The following is a 21943-nucleotide window of genomic DNA, read 5'->3' on the forward strand; positions in this document are numbered from 1 at the left end:
ATGACCAAGGGTAAAAAACAATCGTTGATCGCCGGGGCGTTAACCAGCTCGGCCGGGATTTTTATTTCCAAAGCTCTGGGACTTCTTTATGTTGTCCCTTTTACTGCGATCGCCGGGGAAGCAAATATGTCGTTTTACAGCGTCGCTTATACCTACTATGATATCCTGTTAAGTATCTGTTCGGCTGGGATTCCGTTTGCGGTTGCGGCGATGGTCGCTAAATATTCGAATAACGAGGATTATAAAACTGTCATCCTGGTGCGCAAGCTGTCGATGGCGCTGATGCTTTTAAGCGGATTTGTCATGGCGATCTTGTTCATCATGGTATCCGGACCGCTGGCGGCTTCAGTGCTGGGGGCGAAGAAAACCCCGGAGGACGTCGTGATTTTGCGCAATGTCTTCATGATCCTGTCGCTGGCCGTCGTCTGCGTGCCGTTTCTCAGCTCGTTCCGCGGGTTTTACCAGGGGTTGAAGGATTTAAAATCCTATGCGTTCTCGCAGGTATTGGAACAGCTGACCCGGGTTGTTTCGCTCCTGGCACTGGGTGCTTTTTTTGTTTATATCCTGGATATGAACAACATTTTCGCCGTGTATATGGCGGTGTTGTCCACTTCGCTGGCAGCGATCGCGGCGATCGCCTATTATCTGATCTACGACCGTAAGCATTATCAGCCGATCAAGGAGCTGGCGCGGCATCAGACAAGCCGGCCGAAGGAAGTCGGCGAGCTGTTTCAGGAGCTGCTTCTGTTTGGCCTGCCATATTTGATTACGGCGTTATTGGGCAACAGTATGAATATCGTCAACAATAACTTTTTTATCAACACGGCGACGTCTGCCGGAAGCAGTTATGAGGACGCCAAGCTGGCGCTGGGCATCATCCAGGTGCAGTGCAACAAGCTGACCTCGATTCCGCAGGTGCTGGCATTGGGCTTTTCGACAGGGATAGTTCCGTATGTTACGATCTCGCTGGAAAACCGCAACTTCAAAGAACTGCGGCGGAATGTTCTGGATTGTCTGGACACCGTTTTGTATATCGGTGCGCCGCTGTGCTTCTGCCTGTTCGCGCTGGCTTCGCCGATCTATTACATCATGTACGGCAAGGGCAATCTCAGCCTGGGCAGTGAAATGCTGGCATGGAGTTCGCTTTTGGCGTTAACCGGCACCTTGTCGCCGATCTGCAGCTCGTTAATGATGTCACTGCGTTTCCGCCGTCAGAGTATCCTGTATCTGATCATCGGTTTTGTCGTCAAGCTGATCACGTTCTTTCCGCTTGTCAAATACACTGGTTTCAGCGGTGCGATCACCTCGAGCGTCGTGACGTCGCTGGTCATCATTTTCCTGAACCTGAATCTGATCAAGAAAAAATATAAAGTCCAATATACGCGCGTTTGGCGGCGGTTAGGCGCAATTGCGATCGGCTTGATCGCGATGAACGGCTGTTTTGTCCTGCTGCGCTGGGCGGGCCTGACCGTGGTTAACGCTTCGCGGATCGTCGGAGTGCTGCAGTTAGCGGCCTATGGCATTCTGGGGATGCTGACGTATGTCATCACCACAGCGTTCTTCCGGCTGCCGCAGCATCTGTTCCACATGAGCCTGCCGGCGATGGTCCGGCGGATGACAAGGCGGTTCGTACGATGATGCGGCTGGATAAATTCCTGGCGCATGCCGGCTTCGGCACCCGCAAAGCGGTTAAGGAGCTGGTCCGTAAGGGCCGGGTCGAGGTCAACGGTCAGCGGGTAAAAAAGGATGATCAGAAAATTGACGAGCGGCAGGATCAGATCCAGGTCGACGGCCGGATCGTCACTTATGAAACTGAAGTTTACATCATGCTGAACAAACCTCAGGGCGTGGTCAGCGCCACGGAGGACAGCCGCTATGAAACAGTGCTGGATTGTCTGGAAACGAACCGCTCCGACTTATTTCCGGTCGGACGGCTGGATATTGATACCGAAGGTCTGCTTCTGATCACCAACGACGGCGCTTTGGCGCATGATCTGCTTTCGCCGAAAAAACATGTCGATAAGACTTATGAGGTGCATCTGGAAAGACCCTGGGATCCGCAGTATGAAGCGGCCATCCAAATGGGAATCCGGATCAGCGATGAGGAAGTCTGCCTTCCGGCGACGCTCCGGCAGACGGCGGAACACATCATTCTGCTGACGATCCAGGAAGGTAAATTTCATCAGGTGAAACGCATGATGCACGCCTGCGATAACGAAGTTGTGTACTTAAAACGGTTGACGATGGGCCCGCTGAAGCTGGATGCAGCGCTGCAGCCGGGGCAGTGGCGGAACTGTACACCGCAGGAAATCGAAGCTTTGAAAAATCATAAAAAAGCAGAAAAGTAAAAAGGACCGGAGGAAAAATTCCAGTCCTTTTCTTATACTCGGCTAACCAGCGCTGAAGTTTTGCCCGAATCCGATTTCTTTCGTGGCGGCTAAATGGAATTGGTTGAACGCCCGTACATCCGCGCGGGCTCTGTTTCTCCATCGCCCTGAACGAGGCAGAGAAATTCCCAGCCGTAACGTTCATAAAAGTTTGTGTGATCCGTCAGCAGGTACAGCGTTTTGATGTCAAACTGCTGCATATCTTCACAGACAGTACGCAATAAAGCCCCGGCGATTCCCTGACAACGCCAGGCTTTTTCAACATAAACGGCACAGACATTGGGGGTCAGATCCGGCCGGTCATGAAAATCATTTTCGATAACGCCCAACCCTCCGATAATTTCATCCTGTTCAAGCGCGACATACCATTGCGGAATGACTTTGTCCCCACGCAGGCAGGCCGCGATACTTTCCTGGTAAGCCTCAGCGGGGATTGACCATTTCGCATGAAACCAATTTGCGGCACGTTCCGCCAGTTCGCGATGCTCTCTGATTTTTAAGATTTCCATCTGATTCTTTATTCCTTTCCTGGGATTGAAATAAGATAAGTTGAACTCATTATACTTTATGATCAGAAATCCGTCGAACTCTTTTGGCGAGGGTGAGATGAAAACGACAAAACAGAGATAGGAGAACTTTTGGCTCATGGCGGATCAGATTATAACTAATTATGGTCAGACAGTATAAAAAGAGGTACCCGATGAATTCTTACGATTCTATGAAATTAAGAATTTAAGCCCTTTAACCCTGACGATTTCTTTATAATAGAAGAAAAGGGAGGAAAAGATGATGCGGCGATTTAGTGTGTTGACCCTGGTCTTATTTCTATTGATAGGTTGCGCTACAAAGACGAAACCAGAGCGTTCCCCAATGCCAAAACCGGAGACGACACCTCCTGCGGAAGCTGCACCGACACCGGTTATCCAATCGACACCTACGTCTACCCCTGCGGTAGAAGGTGAAATTGAAGTTATCCTAAAATCTGTCTCAACGGGACGAAATCAGGTGATCGATAATCAATATCGTGTGACTGCCGGCGACGACCGGATCAGAACAGGCAGCTGGGTGACGTTAACAAATTGCGTCGGTAGTGAATACGTTTCACTGAAAGTCCAATATCAGTCGGCCTACAGAAATGAATTTCATGAATGGATTATTGATGATTATCAAATTGAAGTTTTAGATCATTCGATCGCGGGCCTAAAGTCACTTTCAGAAACTGACTTTGATCATATCTATCCCCTGATCAATCGTTTTCCTGTCGCATTTGCCGAACTGGAGCTTGTCAGCGGGATGTTTATTTTGGAAAAAGACGGACGGTATGGAATTGCCGATGAAAATCAGGAAATGGTCGTCGAGATCTGCGGCCAGCGCTATCCAGTCTTAGATTCTTTGGAACTGCATTGCGAGGCGGAAGCTTATGATTTTGAACAGGTTTCCGGAACGCCGTATTACCTATGCTCGGGAGAACATGGGATCGCCGCAAAGGGGTTTTATGCCGATATTGAAACAGGGGAGGTCTATACCGTGTTCAGTGCAGATGACGGCCCCGGTATGTTTATCCCTTTCGACGGGTCGCGGATGAGCGGTGAGCTGGGCTTGTATCACGCTGTCAGCGGCTATGATGAAACGCCGGAGGGAGTACCTGAATATGAATGGCTGGACTGCGTCGGCATCGTTAACCAGAAAGGCGAGATGGTTACCGAAGCGATCTATGATCAAGGTCTGGCGATCAATGGTGATCTGATTCCGGTGGCGCGGGATGGCTTGTGGGGATATGTCAATGCCGCGGGAGAAGAAATTATCTCCTGCCAATATTTGGCGCCGCTGCTGATTGATCCGGATCATGATCGCTGGGCGGCTTATCCCCCGGATCACGGACGAATCGTCGCGCAGGATCAAAGTGGATTGTATGGTGTGTTGGCAACGGATGGTTCAATTTTGATTCCGTTTGAATATGATTTTGCCTCGCCGTTTTATGACGGTCAGATCCTGCTGGAAAAGGCGGGCGAGCGCACGTTCCAATAATTTGCGGAAAGTTTGGCTCTCCGCGTCAAAGAAAAAGCAATGCCGTGAAAACGGCGTTGTCTTTATAACAGCTTATCCAGTTCGATATCCGGGTATTCCGGGGTGTTGCCTTGTGCGACCTCATTCAGATAGCCGATCACCTGCTGCGTCAGGTAGGTCGGCGTGGAAGCGCCGCTGGTCACGGCGATGCGCTCGCGTCCCAGATAGTCCTGCGGCTTCAGCTGCCGCACGGTTTCGATCAGCAACACCTCCGGGATTCCGCTCTGGATGGCGATGTCTTTCAGCTTGTTGGAATTGTTGGATTGCGGATCGCCGACCACGATCAACAGGTCGATATTTTCCAGTTTCTGGATCGCTTCCTGACGAATTCGGGTGGCATTGCAGATCTCTTTTTCAAAGCGGGCATGCGGGTAACGCGTGCGGATCTGATCCATCAGCCGGCCGATTTCCAGAACACTCATCGTCGTCTGGTTTGTGACGAGGATTTTGGAATTATCAAGGGAGAGCGCGGCCAATGAATCTTGATCGTAGACTGGATGCACGCGCGGACTGATCGCCAGCACGGCCTCAGCTTCCGGATGATTCCGCTTGCCGATATACAGTACATCTGCACCTTCGTCGATTGCCTGACGGACTAAGCGCTGGGTTTCCTTGACGTCGGAACAGGAAGCGTCGACGCAGGTCAAGCCTTTTTGCCGCGCTTTCTCTGCGACCTCCTCGCTGATACCATGGGCTGTAAAGATTACGATGCCTTCGTTTACTTCGTCCAGCAGCTCCAGCCGGGTTTTGCCCGCTTGTTCCACGCAGCGGATATGATCGAGCTGCAGCGCGTCGACGACGTAACGGTTATGCACGATCATACCGAGCATCGTGATCGGCACGCCTGGATTTTCCCGCGCTGTTTTTCGAGCCAGTGCGATAGCCTGTGTAACCCCTTTGCAATAACCGCGGGGAATGACGGGGATAATTTCCATAAATGAAACACTCCTTTTTCTTGGTTTGATCATTACTCGGTAAATATACGGAGTACGGAGACGTCGGAAAGCGATGCAGAGTTTGCCTTGATAATGTGGATGTTGATTTGTTTTTGCCTGCCGCCGTTTTGCTTCTTTTTAACAATTTAATTTCTTCCCAGAGAGCGGCGGAAAAATCCTTGTTTGTTTCGTCGGAATCATTATAACGTGAATGCCGATTTGGACGCAAGTGAAATAAAATCCAGCAAGTCCGCGAGAAAATGCATAAGCAGGCTCTACTCCATGCGGATTATTCTGGGTAAAATGGACATATTGACTTGAACGAAGGGGAAATGGTTTAAGATTCATGGAAAAAAATGCGGGAAAAGCGGTGTGAGAATTGCATAAAAAGCTTAAAATCTGTATAATTGATGGGCAAAGTGAGAAGTTTAACGATCGGAACCGATTCGATAATAAACAAGTTTTCACCCCGTAAAGGAGGATTTTTATGACACAATTCAACGACTTCGCGCTGCGCGCGAGCGCGCAGAAATTAATCGAGCTGGAAGGCTTTCAAGAACCGACGGCGATTCAGGCTGCCGTCATCCCGGTTGCGTTAAAGGGCCGGGATCTCATCGGTATTTCAGAAACCGGCACGGGCAAGACCCATGCTTTTCTGATTCCGCTGATGGAAAAAATCAACCCTGAACTGCCGCAGGTTCAGGCTGTCATTACCGCGCCGACCCGCGAGCTGGCCATGCAGATCTACAACCGCGCCAAGACGATGACGCAGGCGGATCCGCGGCTGCGCGTGCGGTTGATCACCGGCGGATTGGACCGGGAAAAAATGGCGGATTCCGTGAAGACCCAGCCGCATTTAGTCATCGGTACGCCAGGCCGGATCAAGGATTTATTCTTGGATCAGGAAGTGCTGCGGGTTGATACCGCTTCAGTCCTGGTGGTCGATGAAGCGGACATGACGCTGGAATTCGGCTTTCTGGAGGATATCGACGCAATCGCTTCCCGGATGGGGAATCATTTACAGATGATGGCGTTCAGCGCGACGATTCCGCAGGGCCTGAAACCTTTCTTAAAGAAGTATATGCAGACGCCGCAGACGATCAAAATCGAGCAGGAAACGAAAATGGATCCGAAGATCGAACATATCCTGGTTCCGTGCAAGCATCGCAGCTATGCGGAAACGCTGCTGCAGATTTTACCGGGCTTTATGCCGTATGTCTGCCTGATCTTCGCCAATACCCGGGAAGAAGCGGCCGCGACGGCCAACGCTTTGCGCGAGGCGGATGTGCCGGTGATCGAAATCCACGGCGGCCTGCAGCCGCGCCAGCGCCGGCAGGCGATGAAGCAGCTGGAACAGGCGGATCACAGCTACATCGTGGCAACAGACATCGCGGCGCGCGGAATTGATATCGACGGGATTACGCACGTCGTCTCGCTGGGCTTCCCGAACGAACTGGATTTTTATATCCATCGTGCCGGCCGGACCGGCCGGGCTGGCCGCGAGGGAACGTGCTTCGCGTTATACCAGGAACAAGATGAACGGGCCATCCGCTCTTTGAAAGAACGCGGCGTGCATTTTGAAGTCCGTTCGTTCAAAAACGGCGTATGGCAGGCGCAGCGGCAGGCCGATCGCCGCAAGATGTCGCCGGGGCAGCAGCGCGAAAAGGAAATTGCGCGGTCGCTGAACCGGAAGAAGGAAAAGGTCAAACCGGGATATAAAAAGAAAAAAGCCGCTTTAGTCAAGCAGATCCAGCGCAAGGAACGCCGCGCGATGATCCAGAGCGAAATCCAGGCTCAGCGCAAGGAACGCTACAAGGCGCTGCAGCGGCAGAAACGCGAGGAGGGAAGCGATGAATAAGATCGGCTGTCACGTTTCGATGAAAGCGCCGGACTATTTTGCGGGCGCGGTCAAAGAAGCGTTGTCTTACAAAGCAAACGCTCTGATGATTTATACCGGACCGCCGCAGAACACCCTGCGCAAGCCGGTGGAACAGCTGCGGATTGAAGAAGCGCAGAGTCTGTTAAAGGAGAATGGAATTCCGTTAGAAAACGTGATCGTGCACGCGCCCTATATCATCAATCTGGGCAATGTTCAGAATCCGGATACCTTTGAACTGGGCGTTCGCTTTCTGAAGCAGGAACTGGCCCGGACCGCGGCGATCGGTGCGCGGTATCTGGTTCTGCATCCCGGTTCCAGCGTCAAGGCGACGGCGGAAGAAGGGCTGGCGCGAATCATTGAAGGCTTGAATCAGGCGCTCGAAGAAGATGATCATGACGTGCTGATCTGCCTGGAAACGATGGCCGGCAAAGGCAGTGAACTGGGCTGGAATTTTGAACAGCTGCGTTCGATCCGCGAGGGCGTGACGAAGAAAGAACGGATTGCGTTTTGTCTGGATACCTGTCATATCCATGATGCCGGCTATCCGGTGGATGAGCTGGATACGGTGTTAAGACAGTGGGATGAAGTGATCGGACTATCTTTATTAAAGGTGATTCATCTCAATGATTCCAAAAATGTCCGCGGCGCGCGCAAGGACCGCCACGCTAATGTAGGTCATGGTGAAATCGGCTTTGATTCGCTGCACCGGGTGTTTGTGGATCCGCGGCTGGGGGATGTCGTTAAAATCCTGGAAACACCGTATGTCGACGATCACGCGCCGTATGGCTTGGAAATCGAGATGCTGCGAAGCGGCGCTTTCGATGCGGAGAAGCTGGATTGCCTGAAAGCGGAAAAATAGCTGGAGCCCGCCTGGCGAAAGCTGAAAAAGCCTGCGGGGCCTGCAATGATTGCCGGGATTGGGAAAAATATTCAAAAGAAGGAGTCTTTCGTTGTGAAGGCTCCTTTTTTCGCAGGCGCTGAAAGCAAAGAAAAAGGAAACCCTTGTTATTTTCAAATTTTAATGTTACTGTATTACTATAAATAGTACAGATTGTTTGAAATCAAAATGAATGGGGGAAATACGAATGTTAAAAACAATCAAAATCATGCTTGGGTTACTCTGTCTGCTGAGCGGCTGCGCGGCAAAGACAACGATTTCCGATTCGCTGGAATCGCTGCCGGTTGGATATTATGAAGGGACCGGGTTTCTCGTTGATCATGACCGCCGGCTGGTTCTCATTAACACCGGGCAGGGGTGGCTGGGGCAGATCGGTGTGCAGTCACCGCTGCAAAGGCTGGATGAGGAGGACGGGAAACTTCGGTTTACTTATGAAGACGAAGTGTTTACGCTGACGATTGAGCAGGGAAAAGAGAGCTATCAGGGAAGTCTGGATCACGGCGGACAGACATCCAGCGTAGCGCTGGTGTGGAGTGAACCCGAGGCCAACGATCTGTTGAATTTCAGCTTAAATGCCTCAACTCAGGAACGAATGGAACTGTTAATAAAATATCAGGAGTATGCGCCTGACGGCAAAGTCCCGGCCTATCAATTTGATCTGGGAAAGGATCCGCAGGCTTCTGCGTGGCTGGATCAGCACCAGCTGGATGAGGTTCTGAGCGGGAAAACCGATGTGGAGCTGATGAAAGCCGGATTGTTCTGGGTCTGCGAGGAATATGATCACAGTTCTTATTCGCAATACCGCGGCGATGATTCGTTGGACAGCGTCGGCGTCTATGCTGATACGGGTAAGGGGCTTAACTGCAATAATCTCTCGGTGCTGTTAAGCGGAATCCTGCGCAGCTACGGGGTGAAGGCGGTACCGGTCTGGTGTCTTTCGGCAAGTCAATGGGATCAAGAATGTCATGTCGTCGTTCAGGCGTACAGCGAACAGCTGGATCAGTGGATCTTCCTGGATCCGACCTACAATTTAATGTTGATGGACGAACAGGGAAATTATATCGGCGTGGAAGCGCTGCGCTCCGCTTTGATCGAAGGGCGTCCGCTGACGGCGAATCCGGAAGCAAACTATAACGGCGGGGCGTTTGTTTTAGACGATTACCGTGATTATATGACAAAGAATACATTCCGTTTCAAGCATCCGGCAGTCTGCGGACGTGAAATCAGCGATTTTGTTTATCTGATTCCTGTGAATACGCACTATTCAACGTCCAGCCTGTTATCGACAGACTGGGATGCGTTCTGGGCAACGCCGGAAAAGGACGCTTAGCGGAAAGCTTGGATCGCAGCGCTAGGGGAATGGGATAAAAACCTTCGTTTTGAAAACCGCTGAAATTGATTTTGTGTTAAACTTAATCTAAAGCGTATAAAGGAGGGGAAGAACGTGGAGCTGCGTTTGAAATTCAATGAAGACGAACAGAATTATGATCGCTTTCGGCCGGGGTATCCCGACGCGCTGATGCAGGATGTGATCGAAAGCTTCCATGCCGGAACGCAAAGCCGGATCATGGAAATTGGTATTGGAACGGGACAGGCCACCCAGCCGATCCTGGATACCGGCTGTGATCTGACGGCGGTGGAACTGGGGGAGAATCTCGCCCGATTTGTCCGCGGCAAGTTTAAGCAGGCGCCGCGGTTTCAGGTGATTCTGGGAGATTTTATGGAACTGGAGCTGGCTGAAAACAGCTGGGATGGGATTTATAGCGCAACGGCTTTTCACTGGCTGCCGCCGGAGGCGGCCTTAGAAAAAGTGCTGCGCTTGTTGAAGCCGCAGGGCTGTCTGGCCTTATTCTGGAATCATCCCTATCCAAACCGGCTGGAAGATCTGTCAAACCGGATCAACCGCGAGGTCTATCAACAGTTTTGTCCTTCAGATCAGGCTTTGAAGGAATTTGATGAAACGGATCTGGCGGTATGGAGAGACCGGCTTATCCAAGCGGGTTTCGCTTCCGTTCAAACGCGTTTGTATCATCGCGAGCGCACGCTGAATATAGAAGAGTATCTGGGGTTGCTGAACACCTATTCTGATCACCGCGCGCTGCCGGAAGCCCGCCGACGGGCTTTTGAACAAGAAATGGCGCTGCGCTTACAAGCAACCGGCGGTCAGATCCGGATCTATGATACGCTTGATCTCTATCTCGCGCGGAAACCCTAAATAAAAAATGACAGAACGGTCAAGCCGGAAAGATTGTTTCCGCTTGGGGTTCTGTCTTTTTTATGGCTGGATCGGCAGGTTAACGCAGCGGCCAGGGCAGGCGGGACGGATCGAGCTGGGCAGTGTTCGCCCCTTGGATCTGAACAGCCTGAGCTCCGCACCAACAGCCGTTTTCCAAGGCCTGAGCGATCGGAAGGCCTCTCAGCGAACTGGCGATGAAGCCGGCACAGAAGCTGTCGCCCGCGCCGGTTGTGTCGACGACCTGGGCAGGATAGCCAGGGCAGCGCCAAACCTGTGCTGCTTGATAGGCGTTGGCGCCGTTAGGTCCCATTTTCAGGACCACGGTTTTTATGCCGAATCGTAATAATTCTTCAGCGATTTCATCCGGCTGGAAGCGTGAGCACAGCGGACGGATTTCCTCAAGCGAGGGCATGAAAACATCAAGATAGGGAAGCAGGGGGGCGACGCCGGATAAACCTTTGTGGTGCCGGTCACGGGTCGTGTCGCTGTAAATCGGTAGGCCGAGATCCCGGGCGCGGCGGAAAATCAGTTCCATGCCGGAAGTTTCCAGCGCATGCAGCGTAAACAGCGAGCCTAACGATAATGCGCGAAGGGAAGGCAGCGCCTCCATCGGGAAGTCGGCCAGCGTGAAATGCCGGTGCGCTTCACCGGTAACCGTGAAACGGCGCTCACCCTGCGCATCCAGCTGAATTAAGGAATGCGTGGTGGTCTCGCCCTCATGTTGGCGCAGCCAGCGAACGTCAACATGATGAAGCCGCAGCTGATCGAGGATCAGATCGGCTTCCTGATCCCGTCCCAAGCGGGCGCTGCAGGCCGTAGAGAAACCGAGCCTTGATAACAAAATCGCCTGGTTCGCCGCGTCTCCGCCGACCGCGGGCTTTTGGCTCTCCGCATAAAGATCCAGCACACAGCTGCCGAAACACAGAACCTCTGTCATTTTTATTTCTCCTTTGCGCGGCATCGTTGTTTCCAATAGAAAACTGCCGCAGTGAAAGAAAACCGCGGCAGGCTGTTAAATCATTTTCAAAATTTCTTCTTTTAAAACTTCCACAATCTGATCCTGTGGGATTTTGCGGATCAGCTGGCCTTTCTTGAACAGTAAGCCTTCCTCTTTGCCGCCGGCGATCCCGATGTCGGCACGGCTGGCTTCCTGCGGTCCGTTGACGGCACAGCCCATGACTGCGACGGTGATATTGGCGTTAATCGTCGCCAGGAAACGTTCGACTTCCTCGGCAATCGGAATCATATTGTACTGAATCCGGCCGCAGGTCGGGCAGCTGACTAGATTCGGGACGTTGTCAATCAAGTTGAAACAGCGCAGCAGCTGCTTGCAGATACGCAGCTCCTCCACCGGATCCGCGCTGACGGAAACACGGATGGTGTCGCCCAAGCCGTCCATCAGAAGCGCGCCCAGCGCTGCGCTGGACTTGATCGCGCTGGACGTAAAGGTCCCGGCTTCGGTCACGCCTAAGTGCAGCGGATAGGGGAAGACCTCGGAGGCCAGACGGTACGCCTCGATTGTCAGCATGACGTCGCTGGATTTAAACGATAAACAGATGTCGTGAAAGTCCAGCTCCTCAAGAATTTCAACATGCTTGCGGGCGCTTTCGATCATCGCTTCCGCACACGGTCTGCCATATTTCTCCAATACCGCTTTTTCCAGAGAGCCGCTGTTGATGCCGATCCGGATCGGCACCTGATGCTGCTTGCAGGCATTCACGACGGCGACGACGTTTTCCCGGGCGCCGATGTTGCCGGGGTTGATGCGGATCTTATCGACGCCGGATTCAATCGCGGTCAGGGCTAATTTATAATCAAAATGGATATCGGCGACCAGCGGAACGCTGACCTGAGCTTTAATTTCCCGAATCGCCCGCGCGTCCTCCTGATCGTAGACCGCCATCCGGACAATCTGACAGCCGGCTTCGGTCAGCTGGCGGATTTGTTCCACGGTGGCAGCGACGTTTTTCGTCTTGGTATTGGTCATCGACTGAATGATCACTTGATTTTGACCGCCGATCTGCAAGTTTCCAACCTGGATCGGACGGGTTTCCGTTCTTTTTCTCATGAAATTCACCTCATTAATCATTATAGCATAAATATGAAAGCGGGCGGACAGGAGAACAAAAGGAAAAAAGCGGACTGGAAACCGGGAGTGAGACGGCGCGGATATGATATAATAAATCCAACGAATCAGAAGGAGCGGACGGATCCGAAAAATTGCGATCATTGAGGATTCTGGACAATCGAAGAGAGGAGGAAAAGATATCGATTTCAATCAACTGTTAATTTTAGGCGGCGGAGTGCTGATGATCTGCATTCTCTGCAACAAGCTTTCGTTTCGGCTGGGCGTGCCCAGTTTATTGTTGTTTATTTTATTAGGCATGGTATTCGGCAGCGACGGATTATTCCGGATTCCGTTTGAGAACTATGCGTTCGCGGAAAAGCTGTGTACGGCAGCCCTGATTTATATCATGTTTTACGGCGGCTTCGGAACACGCTGGAAGCAGGCCCGGCCGGTAGCCGCGCCGGCGCTGTTGTTATCATCGTTGGGCGTATTTCTGACAGCGGCGCTGACCGGTGTGTTCTGTCATTGGGGGATCGGGATGGAATGGCAGGAAAGCTTTTTGATCGGCGCGGTGATCAGCTCCACCGACGCGGCTTCGATGTTTTCCATTCTGCGAAGCAAAAAGCTGGCGCTTAAAGAAAATACCGACTCCCTGCTGGAATTGGAAAGCGGAAGCAACGATCCGTTTTCATATATGTTGACGGTCATGCTTTTAACGATGATGGCGGGCGAGGGCGATCCGGCAACGTTTGCCCGAATGCTGGCGCTGCAGCTGATTTTAGGCGGCCTGGCCGGCTGGGCGTGCGCTAAAGTGGGCATCGCCTGTTTAAATCGGTTTGATTTTGCGACGGAAGGTTTCGATTCGATCTTTGTCGTCGGTTTGGCGCTGCTGGCGTATGCGCTGTGCAGCGGTCTTGGCGGAAACGGTTACCTGTGCGTGTATCTGGCTGGAATTCTGATGGGAAACGCGCCGATCCGCAACAAACGTTCGCTCGTGCATTTTTTTGACGGGGTGACGGGCCTGATGCAGATTGTAATCTTCTTTTTGTTGGGGCTGCTGGCGTTTCCGTCCCAGCTGCCCTCAGTCATCATTCCGGCATTATCCATCATGGTGTTTTTGACGTTGGTGGCCCGGCCCGTCGCGGTGAGCTTATTATTAAAGCCGTTTGCGGGTTCATGGCGGCAGACGGTTTTGGTCGGTGCGGCCGGCTTGCGCGGAGCGTCGTCGATCGTCTTCGCGATCATGGTCACGGTCAGTCCGGCTTATACCCGCTACGATGTGTTTCACGTTGTTTTCTGTCTGGTGCTGTTGTCGATCAGTCTGCAGGGAACGCTGCTGCCGTGGATTGCGCGCAAGCTGGATATGATCGATTCAGGAGCGGACGTATTAAAGACGTTTAACGATTATAAGGATGATCCGGCCATTGAAATGATTCAGCTGGATATCCGCCCGGGGCATATGTGGATCGGACAGCCGGTCCAGGCACTGAATCTGCCGCCGGACTTTTTGCTGGCGATGATCCGCCGGGGACAGGACAATCTGATTCCGCAGGGGAAGACCGTGATCGAGCAGGGTGATCAGGTGATCGCAATCGCGCCGGCCTTGACGGCGGCGATGCCATTGGTGCTGACGGAGATCCTGATCGAGGAAGGCCATCCGTGGCAGAACCGTCGGATCAAGGAACTGAATTTGCCGCCGTCGCTTCTGATCATGATGATTCTGCGGGGAAAGACGATGCGGGTGCCGGACGGCAGCACACGGATTGAAGCGGACGACATGCTGATCGTTCATCAACCGCGGGAAGCTTTTAAGAAGTAAGCGCAGTACGCAGAATTTTAAATGGTCGGCGGCGCAGACAGCGATTCCGCACAAAAGCGGCATTACGATCAGGGGAAGATCCTTTTTCATGGAATAGGGAAATCTTCTTTGTTCAAGCGGAATGACTCAAAATCGCAGATCAGACTTAAACCGGCTGGGCGCAGGCCTGGCCGTTGTTTTTCTTTTATCGCCTTCAGCGGGATCCCGTTGAAAAAGGGGATGTGATGCAGGTTTTCATCCGGACGCCGCAAGTTTTAGCTTCAATCAGAAAAAAATAAGGTATAATAAGGCATACGAGGAGATCGTGCATGACAAATAAACCGTTACTTGGACCAAGAAAAACCAAAGATGATAAGAAACTGCACTGGGAGGGCAGCAGCGAACACCTGCGCAAAGCGCTGGATTTAAGCAAGATCGTTACCCGGCGTTTTCAGCTGGTCGCACTGGCAGTCTGCGTGGGCATGGCGGCCATCGTCGTGCGTTTGTATACAATTCAGATGCTGAAAACTGAAGACTACGCGCAGAAGCTGGCAACCTATACCCGCCGGTATCAGACGGTGACGACCCCGCGCGGTGAAATGCTGGACCGCAACGGTCAGGTGCTGGTCGGCAATAAACAACGTTTAAATATTACATATTTTCCGCCCCAGGGTATTTCTGATGATAAAGAATGGGAACTGGCGCGGCGTTTTTCAACGGATTATGAAGTTGATGAAACGCAGCTGGGGACGCGGGATTTGAAGGATTTGTATCTGAGTCTGCATAAAAAGGAAATCGACGCCGAAAGGATCACCGAAGAAGAAATGGCGGCGTATTATAAAGGTGATCTGAATGACAATGACATTTATTATCTGGAGTTGGCGCGGATTACCGAGGAGGATCTGCAGACGCTGGATACCGATCTGCGTAAGGCTTATGTAGTCAAGCAGGCGATGGATATGCCGTCCAGCGGTCAGACCAAGATTATTAAAAGCGATGTTACCGTGGAGGAAGCGGCGTTTTTAATTGAACACATGGAAGAATATCAAGGCTTTAACGTGGATTTTGACTGGGATCGCGAGTATCCGTTCGGGACGATGCTGAAATCAGTGCTGGGTACCGTGACAACCTCCAAACAGGGGCTGCCGTCAGAGGATCTGGATTACTATCTGGCGCTGGATTATTCCCGCAATGAAAAGGTCGGCCGTTCCGGTTTGGAGAAGCAATACGAAGGTCTGCTCAGCGGCAAGCGCTCGGTTTATGATCTGGCTTATGACGAAAACGGCACGGGTTATCTGAGCGAGGTGAACGAGGGTTCTAAGGGCTATGATCTGGAATTGTCGATTGATGCGCGTCTGCAGCAGAAGCTGGATGAAATTTTAACCCAGGTGCTGACAGAATATAAGGATGATCCGCTGCGTCCGTATATGGACCGGATTATGTATGTGCTGCAGGATCCGAATACCGGCGATATCCTGGCAATGTCGTGCATGATCCGCAATGCGGATGGTTCGATCAGCGCCAGCCCGACGAGTATCTACACCGACGCTTACGCGCCGGGATCAGTGGTCAAGGGCGCGACGGTCTATATGGGACTGGATCAGGGTGTGATTCAGCCGGGCGAGAAGATTTTAGATAACTATATCAAAATTAAGGATACGCCGATTAAGAAATCCTGGAAGACGCTGGGGTGGGTTGACGATGTTCAGGCCCTGGCGCAGTCGTCCAACGTGTTTATGTTCAACGTTGCGATTCGTCTGGGCGGCGGCACGTATATTGAAAACAATCCGCTGCAGATCGACGCGAATACCTATTTGTTGATGCGCAGCTATTACAGTCAGTTTGGTCTGGGCGTATTAACGGGCATCGACGTGCCGAACGAAGCGGTCGGCTATATGCCGGGGAAACTGGCCAATGCCGGCAATACGCTGGACTTTGCGATCGGACAGCTGGACAACTACACGACGATCGAGCTGGCGCAGTATGTATCGACGATTGCCAACGGCGGTAAGAAGATTCAGCCGCGCTTAGTGCGCCGGGCGTTTGATCCGGGCACACAGAACGTCGTCTATGAAAACTATGTCAACGTCATGTCGACGCTGGAAAATACGGCCGCTCTGGACCGCGTGCGGCAGGGCTTCAACGCCTGCGTTTACGGCGGGATCTGTTATGGCTTAACCGATGTGCCGGTGACGATCTCGGCGAAAACCGGAACGGCGGAATCATTTATCAATGTGACCAACGAAGATGGAACGACAACCCGTTATGATACGACCAACAACAGCGTTGTCGCTTATGCACCGGCGGAAAATCCAGACTATGCGATGGCGTGCATGATTCCAAACGCCTGGGTTACCGGCGGCGGTTCGCAAAGCAATCTCTGTCTGCGGATCACCAACGAACTGACAAATGCCATTTACAATCCGGACGATGGGGCGCAGAATTCTGAAACGCCGTCGCAGCCGGATTCCAATCCGGTTGTGCCGACGGAAACCCCGGCGCTGCCGCCGACCCCGGATTCCAACGATCCGCAGACGTCGCCGGAGCCGGTGCAGTAAGTTTTATCCGTTAAAAAATCACAGAATTAACAGGTTTTTCAAAAAATATAGTAATTTAAAAAAAACTATGTTATACTTGTTTAGCATTATTAGGAGGAATATTCATGAGAGACGCAATTACTTTCAAATGTTCTGAATGCGGCGAAGAAAATTACATTGGGACAAGAAACAAGAGAAAACACCCTGAAAAGATGGAAATCAAGAAATACTGCCCACGCTGCAATAAGAAAACAGCTCACAAGGAGAAAAAATAAAAGAAGCCGGATTCTGGCTTTTTTTATTTTTGATATTCTTCATAATCGGATCGAAGGTGAAAGGCGAAAGTAAGACATCTTAGCTTGCTTTCATGCAATCGTTATGACCGCGTTATGCGCGGTAATGGAGGTAAAGATGAAAATAGAAACAATTCCGTCCGGCGCGTTTGCGACCAACTGTTATATTCTTGAGGATCAGGGAACCGTGTTGATTTTGGATCCAACGGGCAAACCTCAGAGAATCTTGGACCGGCTGCAGGATCGGGTGCCGGCGGCAATCATTTTGACACATGGTCATTTTGATCATATCGGCGCGGTTGACGAACTGGTCCGGCAGTTTCACTGCGAAGTGTATGTGCATCCTGCGGATCAGGTTCTGCTCGAAGATGAAACACTCAATGGGATGGCCGGTATGACCGCGCATGTCCGCACCCAAACAACTCCGTTAATGGAAGGCACGATGAAGTTAGGGCAGATCGAGCTTCAAATTCTGGAAGCACCGGGCCATACGCCAGGCAGCGTGCTGATTGTAATCGGTCAGGACTGCTTCTGCGGTGACGTTGTCTTTGAAGGGAGTGTAGGCCGGACGGATCTGCCGTTAGGAAATGATTCGCAGATGCGCCAGACGCTGAAGATGGTCCGGATGCTGAATCCGCAGTTAAACCTGTATCCAGGCCATGGAGCAGCGACAACTCTGGAAAAAGAATTAAACGACAATCCCTTCCTGCGGACTCGCCGTTAATCAAATTACACAAGCGTTGTGCTTAGCGGCCGGCGCTTTTTTTGATTCATCAGGAAAACGGATGAGCGAAGAGAAGCGGGAAAAGTCTGTGAAAAGAAAAAATCACTTATAAAAACGTAGATGTTTAAAAAAATATCTATTAAATAAATAGATGATAGCGTATAATGTTTATATAATGCGAGAGGAGTTGAGAAAAATGGAAAAACAGGAACTATGGGACGCCAACGCCGAGGATATTCGATGCGGATATCGGATTAATGACAATGAAGCAGAGTGCTTATTTTGCGGGCAGCGTTATCATCTTCAGGAAATCTACGCGCAGGACGATCGGTGGGTTTTGGGCGAGCGGAAGATGAACCTGCATGTGAAAAATGTACACGGTTCATCGCTGGCAATGCTGCTTCGGTTAGGCCCGGAGGCGTTGGGCATCAGCGCGATGCAGTTGGAAATGATTCAAGCTTTTGCATCCGGGCAAAGTGATCAGGAGATTGCGAAGGAAAAAGGCGTAACCTTATCGACCATCCGCAATTACCGGTTTAAGCTGCGGGAAAAGCAGAAGCAGGCGCAGCTGTTTTTCATGATGATGAATCTGCTTAACGAAAACAGCGGCCAGGCCATCCAGCAGTTCAACGATACGAAACTGATCGACGCGCACGCGGCGGCGGTGATGCGGGATGAGCGGTATGAATTAACAGAAAAGGAACGCGATACGATTCTGAAAACGTATTTTGACGCACAGGGCGCGCTGAAGGAAATGCCGGCAAAGGCCAAGCGTAAGCTGGCAGTGCTGGCGCAGATCGCGGAGAACTTCAAACCCGAGGTTCAGTACACTGAAAAGCAAATCAATACGATGCTCAGACGAATCTGGCATGATCATGTCTATCTGCGCCGGGCATTAATTGAATATGGTTTTTTGGAACGGACAGCCGACGGCAGCGCCTATTGGCGGAAATAAACTGAAAACAAGGAACACGCTTAGCCCCGGGATAATGAATGTTTTAATCAAAGAAGCTGACAGCACAACGCTTGAACTGTGTGCTGCCAGTTTTTTTTCTTCGATTTGGGTAAAAAAATGATGAAAATTCAACTTTTTTGTTTTTTTTAGGGGGCTTTTTTCAAAAATGCGCAATATTGAAGGTGTAGGGGGCGAGAGAATATGGAAGAACGATTACTTGCTTTGCTGCGGATGGCTTTAAAACAGCACGCCACCGATCTGCATTTTTCCATCCGCAATGAAACAGTGACGCTGCAGATGCGCTGCGGCCTTCAGATTAAGGACATCGAAACCGAACCGCAGGATTTAAAACTATTCCGCTATCTTCAATACCGGGCCAATCTGGAGCTGAGCGACCGGAGCCGGCCGCAGACCGGCCGGTTTGAGATCGACGTGGATGGAAAAATCCTGGCCCTGCGGTTTGCGGTCATGCACAGTTTAATGCTGACCAGCGGAGTGCTGCGAATCCTCAATGGAACGCTGGACTGGATGCTGACCGATTGTTGTCCGGATAAAAAGCAAACTGATTTGCTTAAGCAAGTGCTGAAGCGCCGCAGCGGCTTATTCCTCGTCAGCGGCCCTACCGGCAGCGGCAAGACGACCACGCTGTACGCCATGCTCAACGAATTAAGCCCCGCCAAGATTTTTACGCTTGAGGATCCGATTGAAATCTATTCAGACCGCTTCATTCAGATCCAGATCAACGAGCGTCAGCATCTGGGCTATGACGAAGGGATCAGCCAACTGCTGCGGCATGATCCGGACGTCATCATGATCGGCGAAATCCGCGAGCCGGTGGCGGCGGCGATGGCGCTGCGCTGCGCACTGACCGGACATCTGGTTTTGACCAGCATTCATGCCTCATCAGCTCAATCGGCGATCACACGGATGATCGAACTGGGAGTCAGCGAAACTCAGCTGATGGAGATGCTGGCCGGAGTCAGTTGTCAGCGGTTGGTGTCCTTAAAAAATCAAAAGGGAAGGATGTGTGTCTATGAAGTGCTTCTGCCTGACCAGCTGGCGCAGCTTCGCCAGGGGCAGCTGCCGGACAATTTTATCCCGTTGCCGCAGCGGCTGGACGACCTGGTGCTCAAAAACCGCATTACGCAGAAACAACGGGAGGCTGTCGGTCTCTGAATGTCAGCAGCTGGCAATCCTTTTGGGCAGCGCGATGAGCTGGCAGACAAGCCTGACCTTTATCGAAACGCCGAAGAATCATCCGGTGATCGCCGCGCTGCGTGAGCGGATGCTGGAAGGCACAGGATTTGCGGCTGGATTAGCTCCGGCTCTGGCAAAAGGCGTCGACGCGGATTTCGAAACGATGGCGCAGGTTATGCCGCCTCAGCAAGCCTTGACCTTAGCGCTGCGGCTGCACCGTTTATATACGGACAACCGCCGTCAGATCCGTAAGTTGCTAGGCTATCCGGTGCTTTTAGCCGCCGGCAGTCTGGGCGGTCTGGCCTTGTTCAACCGGGTTTGCTTTCCGGTGCTGATCAGTCTGATCCAGTCGTTTGACCGCAATCCATCCGGTATGGTGCTGCTGCACCGCGGCTTAAGCACGCTGTTTTTCTTTCTGGCGCTGGCGGGGGCCGCCGGAGGAGCTCTGGCCGTCTGGCTGCGCAATCCGACCGCGCGGTTAAGCGCGTATGTGCTGTTGGTCAAAAAACGCCGCGGTCAGTTTTTAAGACGATGGCTGGGCTTGGATTTCTCACGTTATTTTTCCTGCTGCCTCAAGGAAGGCTGTCCGACGCAGACAACGCTGACGTTATTGCAGAAGCTGCCGAAAAAAACGTTTCTGAAGTTGATGAGCTGGCATGTGGAGCAGGCGCTGTTGGCAGGTGAAAGTCTAGAAACCGCGCTAGGCAGCGAGTACCTTGATCCTTCGCTGATGCAGCTGATGCGCACCGCTTCGCACAGCGGTCAGGTTCAGCCTTTGCTGGAGAGTTATGTCGAAGTCCGCCAGGGGCAGCTGTTGGATCAGCTGCGGTTCGCCGCGCGCGGTCTTCAGCTGTTTGCGTATGGAACGATTGCGGCGATGATCCTGATCGTCTATCAGATTCTGCTTTTGCCGCTTTCAATCATGAGTCAGATGTAAAAAATAGGAAAGGAGAAACCTATGAAAAGGGGATTTACTTTATTGGAGATGATTATCGTCGTCAGCGTGCTGGCCATTCTGTTTTTGCTGTCTGTTCCGAATATTCAGCGGGTTATGAAAATCGTTGATGAAAAGGGCTGCGCGGCGCAGCTGAAGGTCATCGATTCCGCAATTCTGCAATACAAGCTGGACACCGGTCAGCTGCCGTTAAGGATCAACGATCTGGTGTCGGCGGGTTTGTTAACGAAGCAGCAGACGGAATGCTCCGGCGGCGAGCAGCTGGAAATCCGCGAGGGTCAGGCTTATGTCCGCTAAAGCGGGAACGACGCTGACGGAAATGCTGCTGGCGCTGATGATTGTAGCGGCCTGCGAGCTGCTGACGATACCGTTTGTGATTCAGCCTGACTTGAGTCCCGGCCGTTTTATTGCCCAGGTGCTGCCGTTTCAGGCCTGCGCAATGGGCGAAGGCCGGGAACAAACCGCCCAAATTGACGGAGGCCAAATTGGCCGCATCCGCATACATTACAACAGGAAAGGGCGGATTGATCAGGCCCGCACGGTATGCTTCAGCCGGCGCTGCCTGGTTATGGAATTGGCGGGAGGGCGGATCGTTGAAAAATAAACGCGGTTTTTTACTGAGCGATGCCTTGATCGCAATCACGCTGTGCACTGCTTGTATTCTGATGGCCGGAGGACTGCTGAGCAGCCGCCATCACCTCAATGAAATCGTGAAGCGCAGGCAGCAGGAAAGCAATCAGCGGCTTGCGGAGGCGCTGGAAGCAAAGGGGGAATGTCCGGTATGCACGCCGATTCCGATCGAAACGCCCGCTCCTACCGAACCCGGCGGGGAAATATCCTGATCGATCTGCTTCTGAGTCTGTGGATTGTCACGCTGTTTCTGCCGATGATTCCAACCCTCGTCAGATTTCTCAGCCGGCAGGACTGGGTAATGCGCTCGGCCCAGGATCAGATCCAGCTGCAGCAGCTGCGCCGGTTATTGCTGGGCAGCGGATCGATCGAAGTGCACGACGA

At 52.1% G+C, this 21943-nt stretch carries 22 protein-coding genes; 18 read left to right on the forward strand and 4 right to left on the reverse strand.

Annotation, left to right across the window (positions count from 1 at the left end):
• Both HOLDEFILI_RS13255 and HOLDEFILI_RS13260 read left to right on the forward strand, forming a co-directional pair.
• Positions 1-1638, forward strand: a complete 1638-nt coding sequence (locus HOLDEFILI_RS13255) for an oligosaccharide flippase family protein (RefSeq protein ID WP_006060276.1) — start codon at positions 1-3, stop codon at positions 1636-1638.
• The gene (locus HOLDEFILI_RS13260; RefSeq protein WP_006060277.1) at positions 1635-2348 is read left to right on the forward strand and encodes a pseudouridine synthase; all 714 of its coding nucleotides are present in this window, start codon (positions 1635-1637) and stop codon (positions 2346-2348) included. The genes HOLDEFILI_RS13255 and HOLDEFILI_RS13260 overlap by 4 nt, the downstream gene beginning before the upstream one ends.
• Before the next feature lie 89 nt (positions 2349-2437).
• Here the strand turns inward: HOLDEFILI_RS13260 and HOLDEFILI_RS13265 are convergent, their stop codons facing one another.
• Complete coding sequence (locus HOLDEFILI_RS13265; RefSeq protein ID WP_039865031.1) at positions 2438-2896, reverse strand: GNAT family N-acetyltransferase; 459 nt, start codon at positions 2894-2896, stop codon at positions 2438-2440.
• Between the two features lie 496 nt (positions 2897-3392).
• Between HOLDEFILI_RS13265 and HOLDEFILI_RS13270 the strand changes: the two genes are divergently transcribed.
• Positions 3393-4415, forward strand: coding sequence for a WG repeat-containing protein (locus HOLDEFILI_RS13270; RefSeq protein ID WP_039865032.1), 1023 nt, complete (start codon positions 3393-3395; stop codon positions 4413-4415).
• Positions 4416-4477: 62 nt separating this feature from the next.
• Here the strand turns inward: HOLDEFILI_RS13270 and ispH are convergent, their stop codons facing one another.
• The gene (gene ispH / locus HOLDEFILI_RS13275) at positions 4478-5389 is read right to left on the reverse strand and encodes a 4-hydroxy-3-methylbut-2-enyl diphosphate reductase (protein ID WP_006060280.1); all 912 of its coding nucleotides are present in this window, start codon (positions 5387-5389) and stop codon (positions 4478-4480) included.
• A gap of 487 nt (positions 5390-5876) precedes the next feature.
• Here ispH and HOLDEFILI_RS13280 point away from each other — a divergent pair, with 487 nt between their 5' ends.
• The 4 genes from HOLDEFILI_RS13280 (at position 5877) to HOLDEFILI_RS13295 (ending at position 10381) form a co-directional block, all read left to right on the forward strand.
• Positions 5877-7247, forward strand: a complete 1371-nt coding sequence (locus HOLDEFILI_RS13280) for a DEAD/DEAH box helicase (protein WP_006060282.1) — start codon at positions 5877-5879, stop codon at positions 7245-7247.
• Positions 7240-8127 carry a deoxyribonuclease IV gene (locus HOLDEFILI_RS13285; RefSeq protein ID WP_006060283.1) on the forward strand — a complete coding sequence of 296 codons (888 nt, stop codon included), beginning with the start codon at positions 7240-7242 and terminating at the stop codon, positions 8125-8127. The genes HOLDEFILI_RS13280 and HOLDEFILI_RS13285 overlap by 8 nt, the downstream gene beginning before the upstream one ends.
• Positions 8128-8353: 226 nt before the next feature.
• Entirely contained in the window at positions 8354-9496 is a 1143-nt protein-coding gene (locus HOLDEFILI_RS13290; RefSeq protein WP_039865033.1) for a transglutaminase-like domain-containing protein, read from the forward strand.
• A gap of 114 nt (positions 9497-9610) precedes the next feature.
• On the forward strand, positions 9611-10381 hold the full coding sequence (locus HOLDEFILI_RS13295) for a class I SAM-dependent methyltransferase (RefSeq protein WP_006060286.1): 771 nt from the start codon (positions 9611-9613) through the stop codon (positions 10379-10381).
• Between the two features lie 79 nt (positions 10382-10460).
• Here the strand turns inward: HOLDEFILI_RS13295 and HOLDEFILI_RS13300 are convergent, their stop codons facing one another.
• Together HOLDEFILI_RS13300 and ispG are read right to left on the reverse strand one after the other, a co-directional pair.
• Positions 10461-11339, reverse strand: coding sequence for a carbohydrate kinase family protein (locus HOLDEFILI_RS13300; RefSeq protein WP_039865034.1), 879 nt, complete (start codon positions 11337-11339; stop codon positions 10461-10463).
• Between the two features lie 75 nt (positions 11340-11414).
• The gene (gene ispG / locus HOLDEFILI_RS13305) at positions 11415-12470 is read right to left on the reverse strand and encodes a flavodoxin-dependent (E)-4-hydroxy-3-methylbut-2-enyl-diphosphate synthase (RefSeq protein ID WP_039865035.1); all 1056 of its coding nucleotides are present in this window, start codon (positions 12468-12470) and stop codon (positions 11415-11417) included.
• A gap of 214 nt (positions 12471-12684) precedes the next feature.
• Between ispG and HOLDEFILI_RS13310 the strand changes: the two genes are divergently transcribed.
• The 11 genes from HOLDEFILI_RS13310 to HOLDEFILI_RS19870 all read left to right on the forward strand — a co-directional run.
• Positions 12685-14289, forward strand: coding sequence for a potassium/proton antiporter (locus tag HOLDEFILI_RS13310; protein WP_039865036.1), 1605 nt, complete (start codon positions 12685-12687; stop codon positions 14287-14289).
• A 308-nt stretch (positions 14290-14597) separates the two neighbouring features.
• A complete protein-coding gene (locus HOLDEFILI_RS13315; RefSeq protein ID WP_006060291.1) occupies positions 14598-16826 on the forward strand; it encodes a peptidoglycan D,D-transpeptidase FtsI family protein in 2229 nt (742 codons plus the stop codon).
• Positions 16827-16930: 104 nt separating this feature from the next.
• Positions 16931-17080, forward strand: coding sequence for a 50S ribosomal protein L33 (gene rpmG, locus HOLDEFILI_RS13320; protein WP_039865037.1), 150 nt, complete (start codon positions 16931-16933; stop codon positions 17078-17080).
• A gap of 136 nt (positions 17081-17216) precedes the next feature.
• Positions 17217-17822 carry an MBL fold metallo-hydrolase gene (locus HOLDEFILI_RS13325; RefSeq protein ID WP_039865038.1) on the forward strand — a complete coding sequence of 202 codons (606 nt, stop codon included), beginning with the start codon at positions 17217-17219 and terminating at the stop codon, positions 17820-17822.
• A gap of 196 nt (positions 17823-18018) precedes the next feature.
• Positions 18019-18777 carry a DUF2087 domain-containing protein gene (locus HOLDEFILI_RS13330; RefSeq protein ID WP_039865039.1) on the forward strand — a complete coding sequence of 253 codons (759 nt, stop codon included), beginning with the start codon at positions 18019-18021 and terminating at the stop codon, positions 18775-18777.
• A gap of 201 nt (positions 18778-18978) precedes the next feature.
• The gene (locus tag HOLDEFILI_RS20285; protein ID WP_006060295.1) at positions 18979-19953 is read left to right on the forward strand and encodes an ATPase, T2SS/T4P/T4SS family; all 975 of its coding nucleotides are present in this window, start codon (positions 18979-18981) and stop codon (positions 19951-19953) included.
• A gap of 394 nt (positions 19954-20347) precedes the next feature.
• The gene (locus HOLDEFILI_RS20290) at positions 20348-20911 is read left to right on the forward strand and encodes a type II secretion system F family protein (protein ID WP_244264340.1); all 564 of its coding nucleotides are present in this window, start codon (positions 20348-20350) and stop codon (positions 20909-20911) included.
• Positions 20912-20932: 21 nt separating this feature from the next.
• Positions 20933-21226, forward strand: coding sequence for a competence type IV pilus major pilin ComGC (locus tag HOLDEFILI_RS13345; protein WP_006060297.1), 294 nt, complete (start codon positions 20933-20935; stop codon positions 21224-21226).
• A complete protein-coding gene (locus HOLDEFILI_RS13350) occupies positions 21216-21533 on the forward strand; it encodes a hypothetical protein (RefSeq protein ID WP_006060298.1) in 318 nt (105 codons plus the stop codon). The genes HOLDEFILI_RS13345 and HOLDEFILI_RS13350 overlap by 11 nt, the downstream gene beginning before the upstream one ends.
• On the forward strand, positions 21523-21771 hold the full coding sequence (locus HOLDEFILI_RS13355; RefSeq protein WP_006060299.1) for a hypothetical protein: 249 nt from the start codon (positions 21523-21525) through the stop codon (positions 21769-21771). The genes HOLDEFILI_RS13350 and HOLDEFILI_RS13355 overlap by 11 nt, the downstream gene beginning before the upstream one ends.
• Positions 21711-21943: hypothetical protein (locus HOLDEFILI_RS19870; RefSeq protein ID WP_039865042.1), on the forward strand; the 233-nt coding region annotated here is incomplete at its 3' end. The genes HOLDEFILI_RS13355 and HOLDEFILI_RS19870, both read left to right, overlap by 61 nt.

The sequence above is a fragment of the Holdemania filiformis DSM 12042 genome (genome assembly GCF_000157995.1).
Taxonomy (GTDB): domain Bacteria; phylum Bacillota_I; class Bacilli_A; order Erysipelotrichales; family Erysipelotrichaceae; genus Holdemania; species Holdemania filiformis.

What these genes read in the sequence shown, in the direction of transcription:
- HOLDEFILI_RS13255 (WP_006060276.1), top strand. Translation starts at nt 1, where the DNA reads ATGACCAAGGGTAAAAAACAATCGTTGATCGCCGGGGCGTTAACCAGC.
- HOLDEFILI_RS13260 (WP_006060277.1), top strand. Translation starts at nt 1,635, where the DNA reads ATGATGCGGCTGGATAAATTCCTGGCGCATGCCGGCTTCGGCACCCGC.
- HOLDEFILI_RS13265 (WP_039865031.1), bottom strand. Translation starts at nt 2,896, where the DNA reads ATGGAAATCTTAAAAATCAGAGAGCATCGCGAACTGGCGGAACGTGCC.
- ispH (WP_006060280.1), bottom strand. Translation starts at nt 5,389, where the DNA reads ATGGAAATTATCCCCGTCATTCCCCGCGGTTATTGCAAAGGGGTTACA.
- HOLDEFILI_RS13280 (WP_006060282.1), top strand. Translation starts at nt 5,877, where the DNA reads ATGACACAATTCAACGACTTCGCGCTGCGCGCGAGCGCGCAGAAATTA.
- HOLDEFILI_RS13285 (WP_006060283.1), top strand. Translation starts at nt 7,240, where the DNA reads ATGAATAAGATCGGCTGTCACGTTTCGATGAAAGCGCCGGACTATTTT.
- HOLDEFILI_RS13290 (WP_039865033.1), top strand. Translation starts at nt 8,354, where the DNA reads ATGTTAAAAACAATCAAAATCATGCTTGGGTTACTCTGTCTGCTGAGC.
- HOLDEFILI_RS13300 (WP_039865034.1), bottom strand. Translation starts at nt 11,339, where the DNA reads ATGACAGAGGTTCTGTGTTTCGGCAGCTGTGTGCTGGATCTTTATGCG.
- ispG (WP_039865035.1), bottom strand. Translation starts at nt 12,470, where the DNA reads ATGAGAAAAAGAACGGAAACCCGTCCGATCCAGGTTGGAAACTTGCAG.
- HOLDEFILI_RS13315 (WP_006060291.1), top strand. Translation starts at nt 14,598, where the DNA reads ATGACAAATAAACCGTTACTTGGACCAAGAAAAACCAAAGATGATAAG.
- rpmG (WP_039865037.1), top strand. Translation starts at nt 16,931, where the DNA reads ATGAGAGACGCAATTACTTTCAAATGTTCTGAATGCGGCGAAGAAAAT.
- HOLDEFILI_RS13325 (WP_039865038.1), top strand. Translation starts at nt 17,217, where the DNA reads ATGAAAATAGAAACAATTCCGTCCGGCGCGTTTGCGACCAACTGTTAT.
- HOLDEFILI_RS13330 (WP_039865039.1), top strand. Translation starts at nt 18,019, where the DNA reads ATGGAAAAACAGGAACTATGGGACGCCAACGCCGAGGATATTCGATGC.
- HOLDEFILI_RS20285 (WP_006060295.1), top strand. Translation starts at nt 18,979, where the DNA reads ATGGAAGAACGATTACTTGCTTTGCTGCGGATGGCTTTAAAACAGCAC.
- HOLDEFILI_RS20290 (WP_244264340.1), top strand. Translation starts at nt 20,348, where the DNA reads ATGGTGCTGCTGCACCGCGGCTTAAGCACGCTGTTTTTCTTTCTGGCG.
- HOLDEFILI_RS13345 (WP_006060297.1), top strand. Translation starts at nt 20,933, where the DNA reads ATGAAAAGGGGATTTACTTTATTGGAGATGATTATCGTCGTCAGCGTG.
- HOLDEFILI_RS13350 (WP_006060298.1), top strand. Translation starts at nt 21,216, where the DNA reads ATGTCCGCTAAAGCGGGAACGACGCTGACGGAAATGCTGCTGGCGCTG.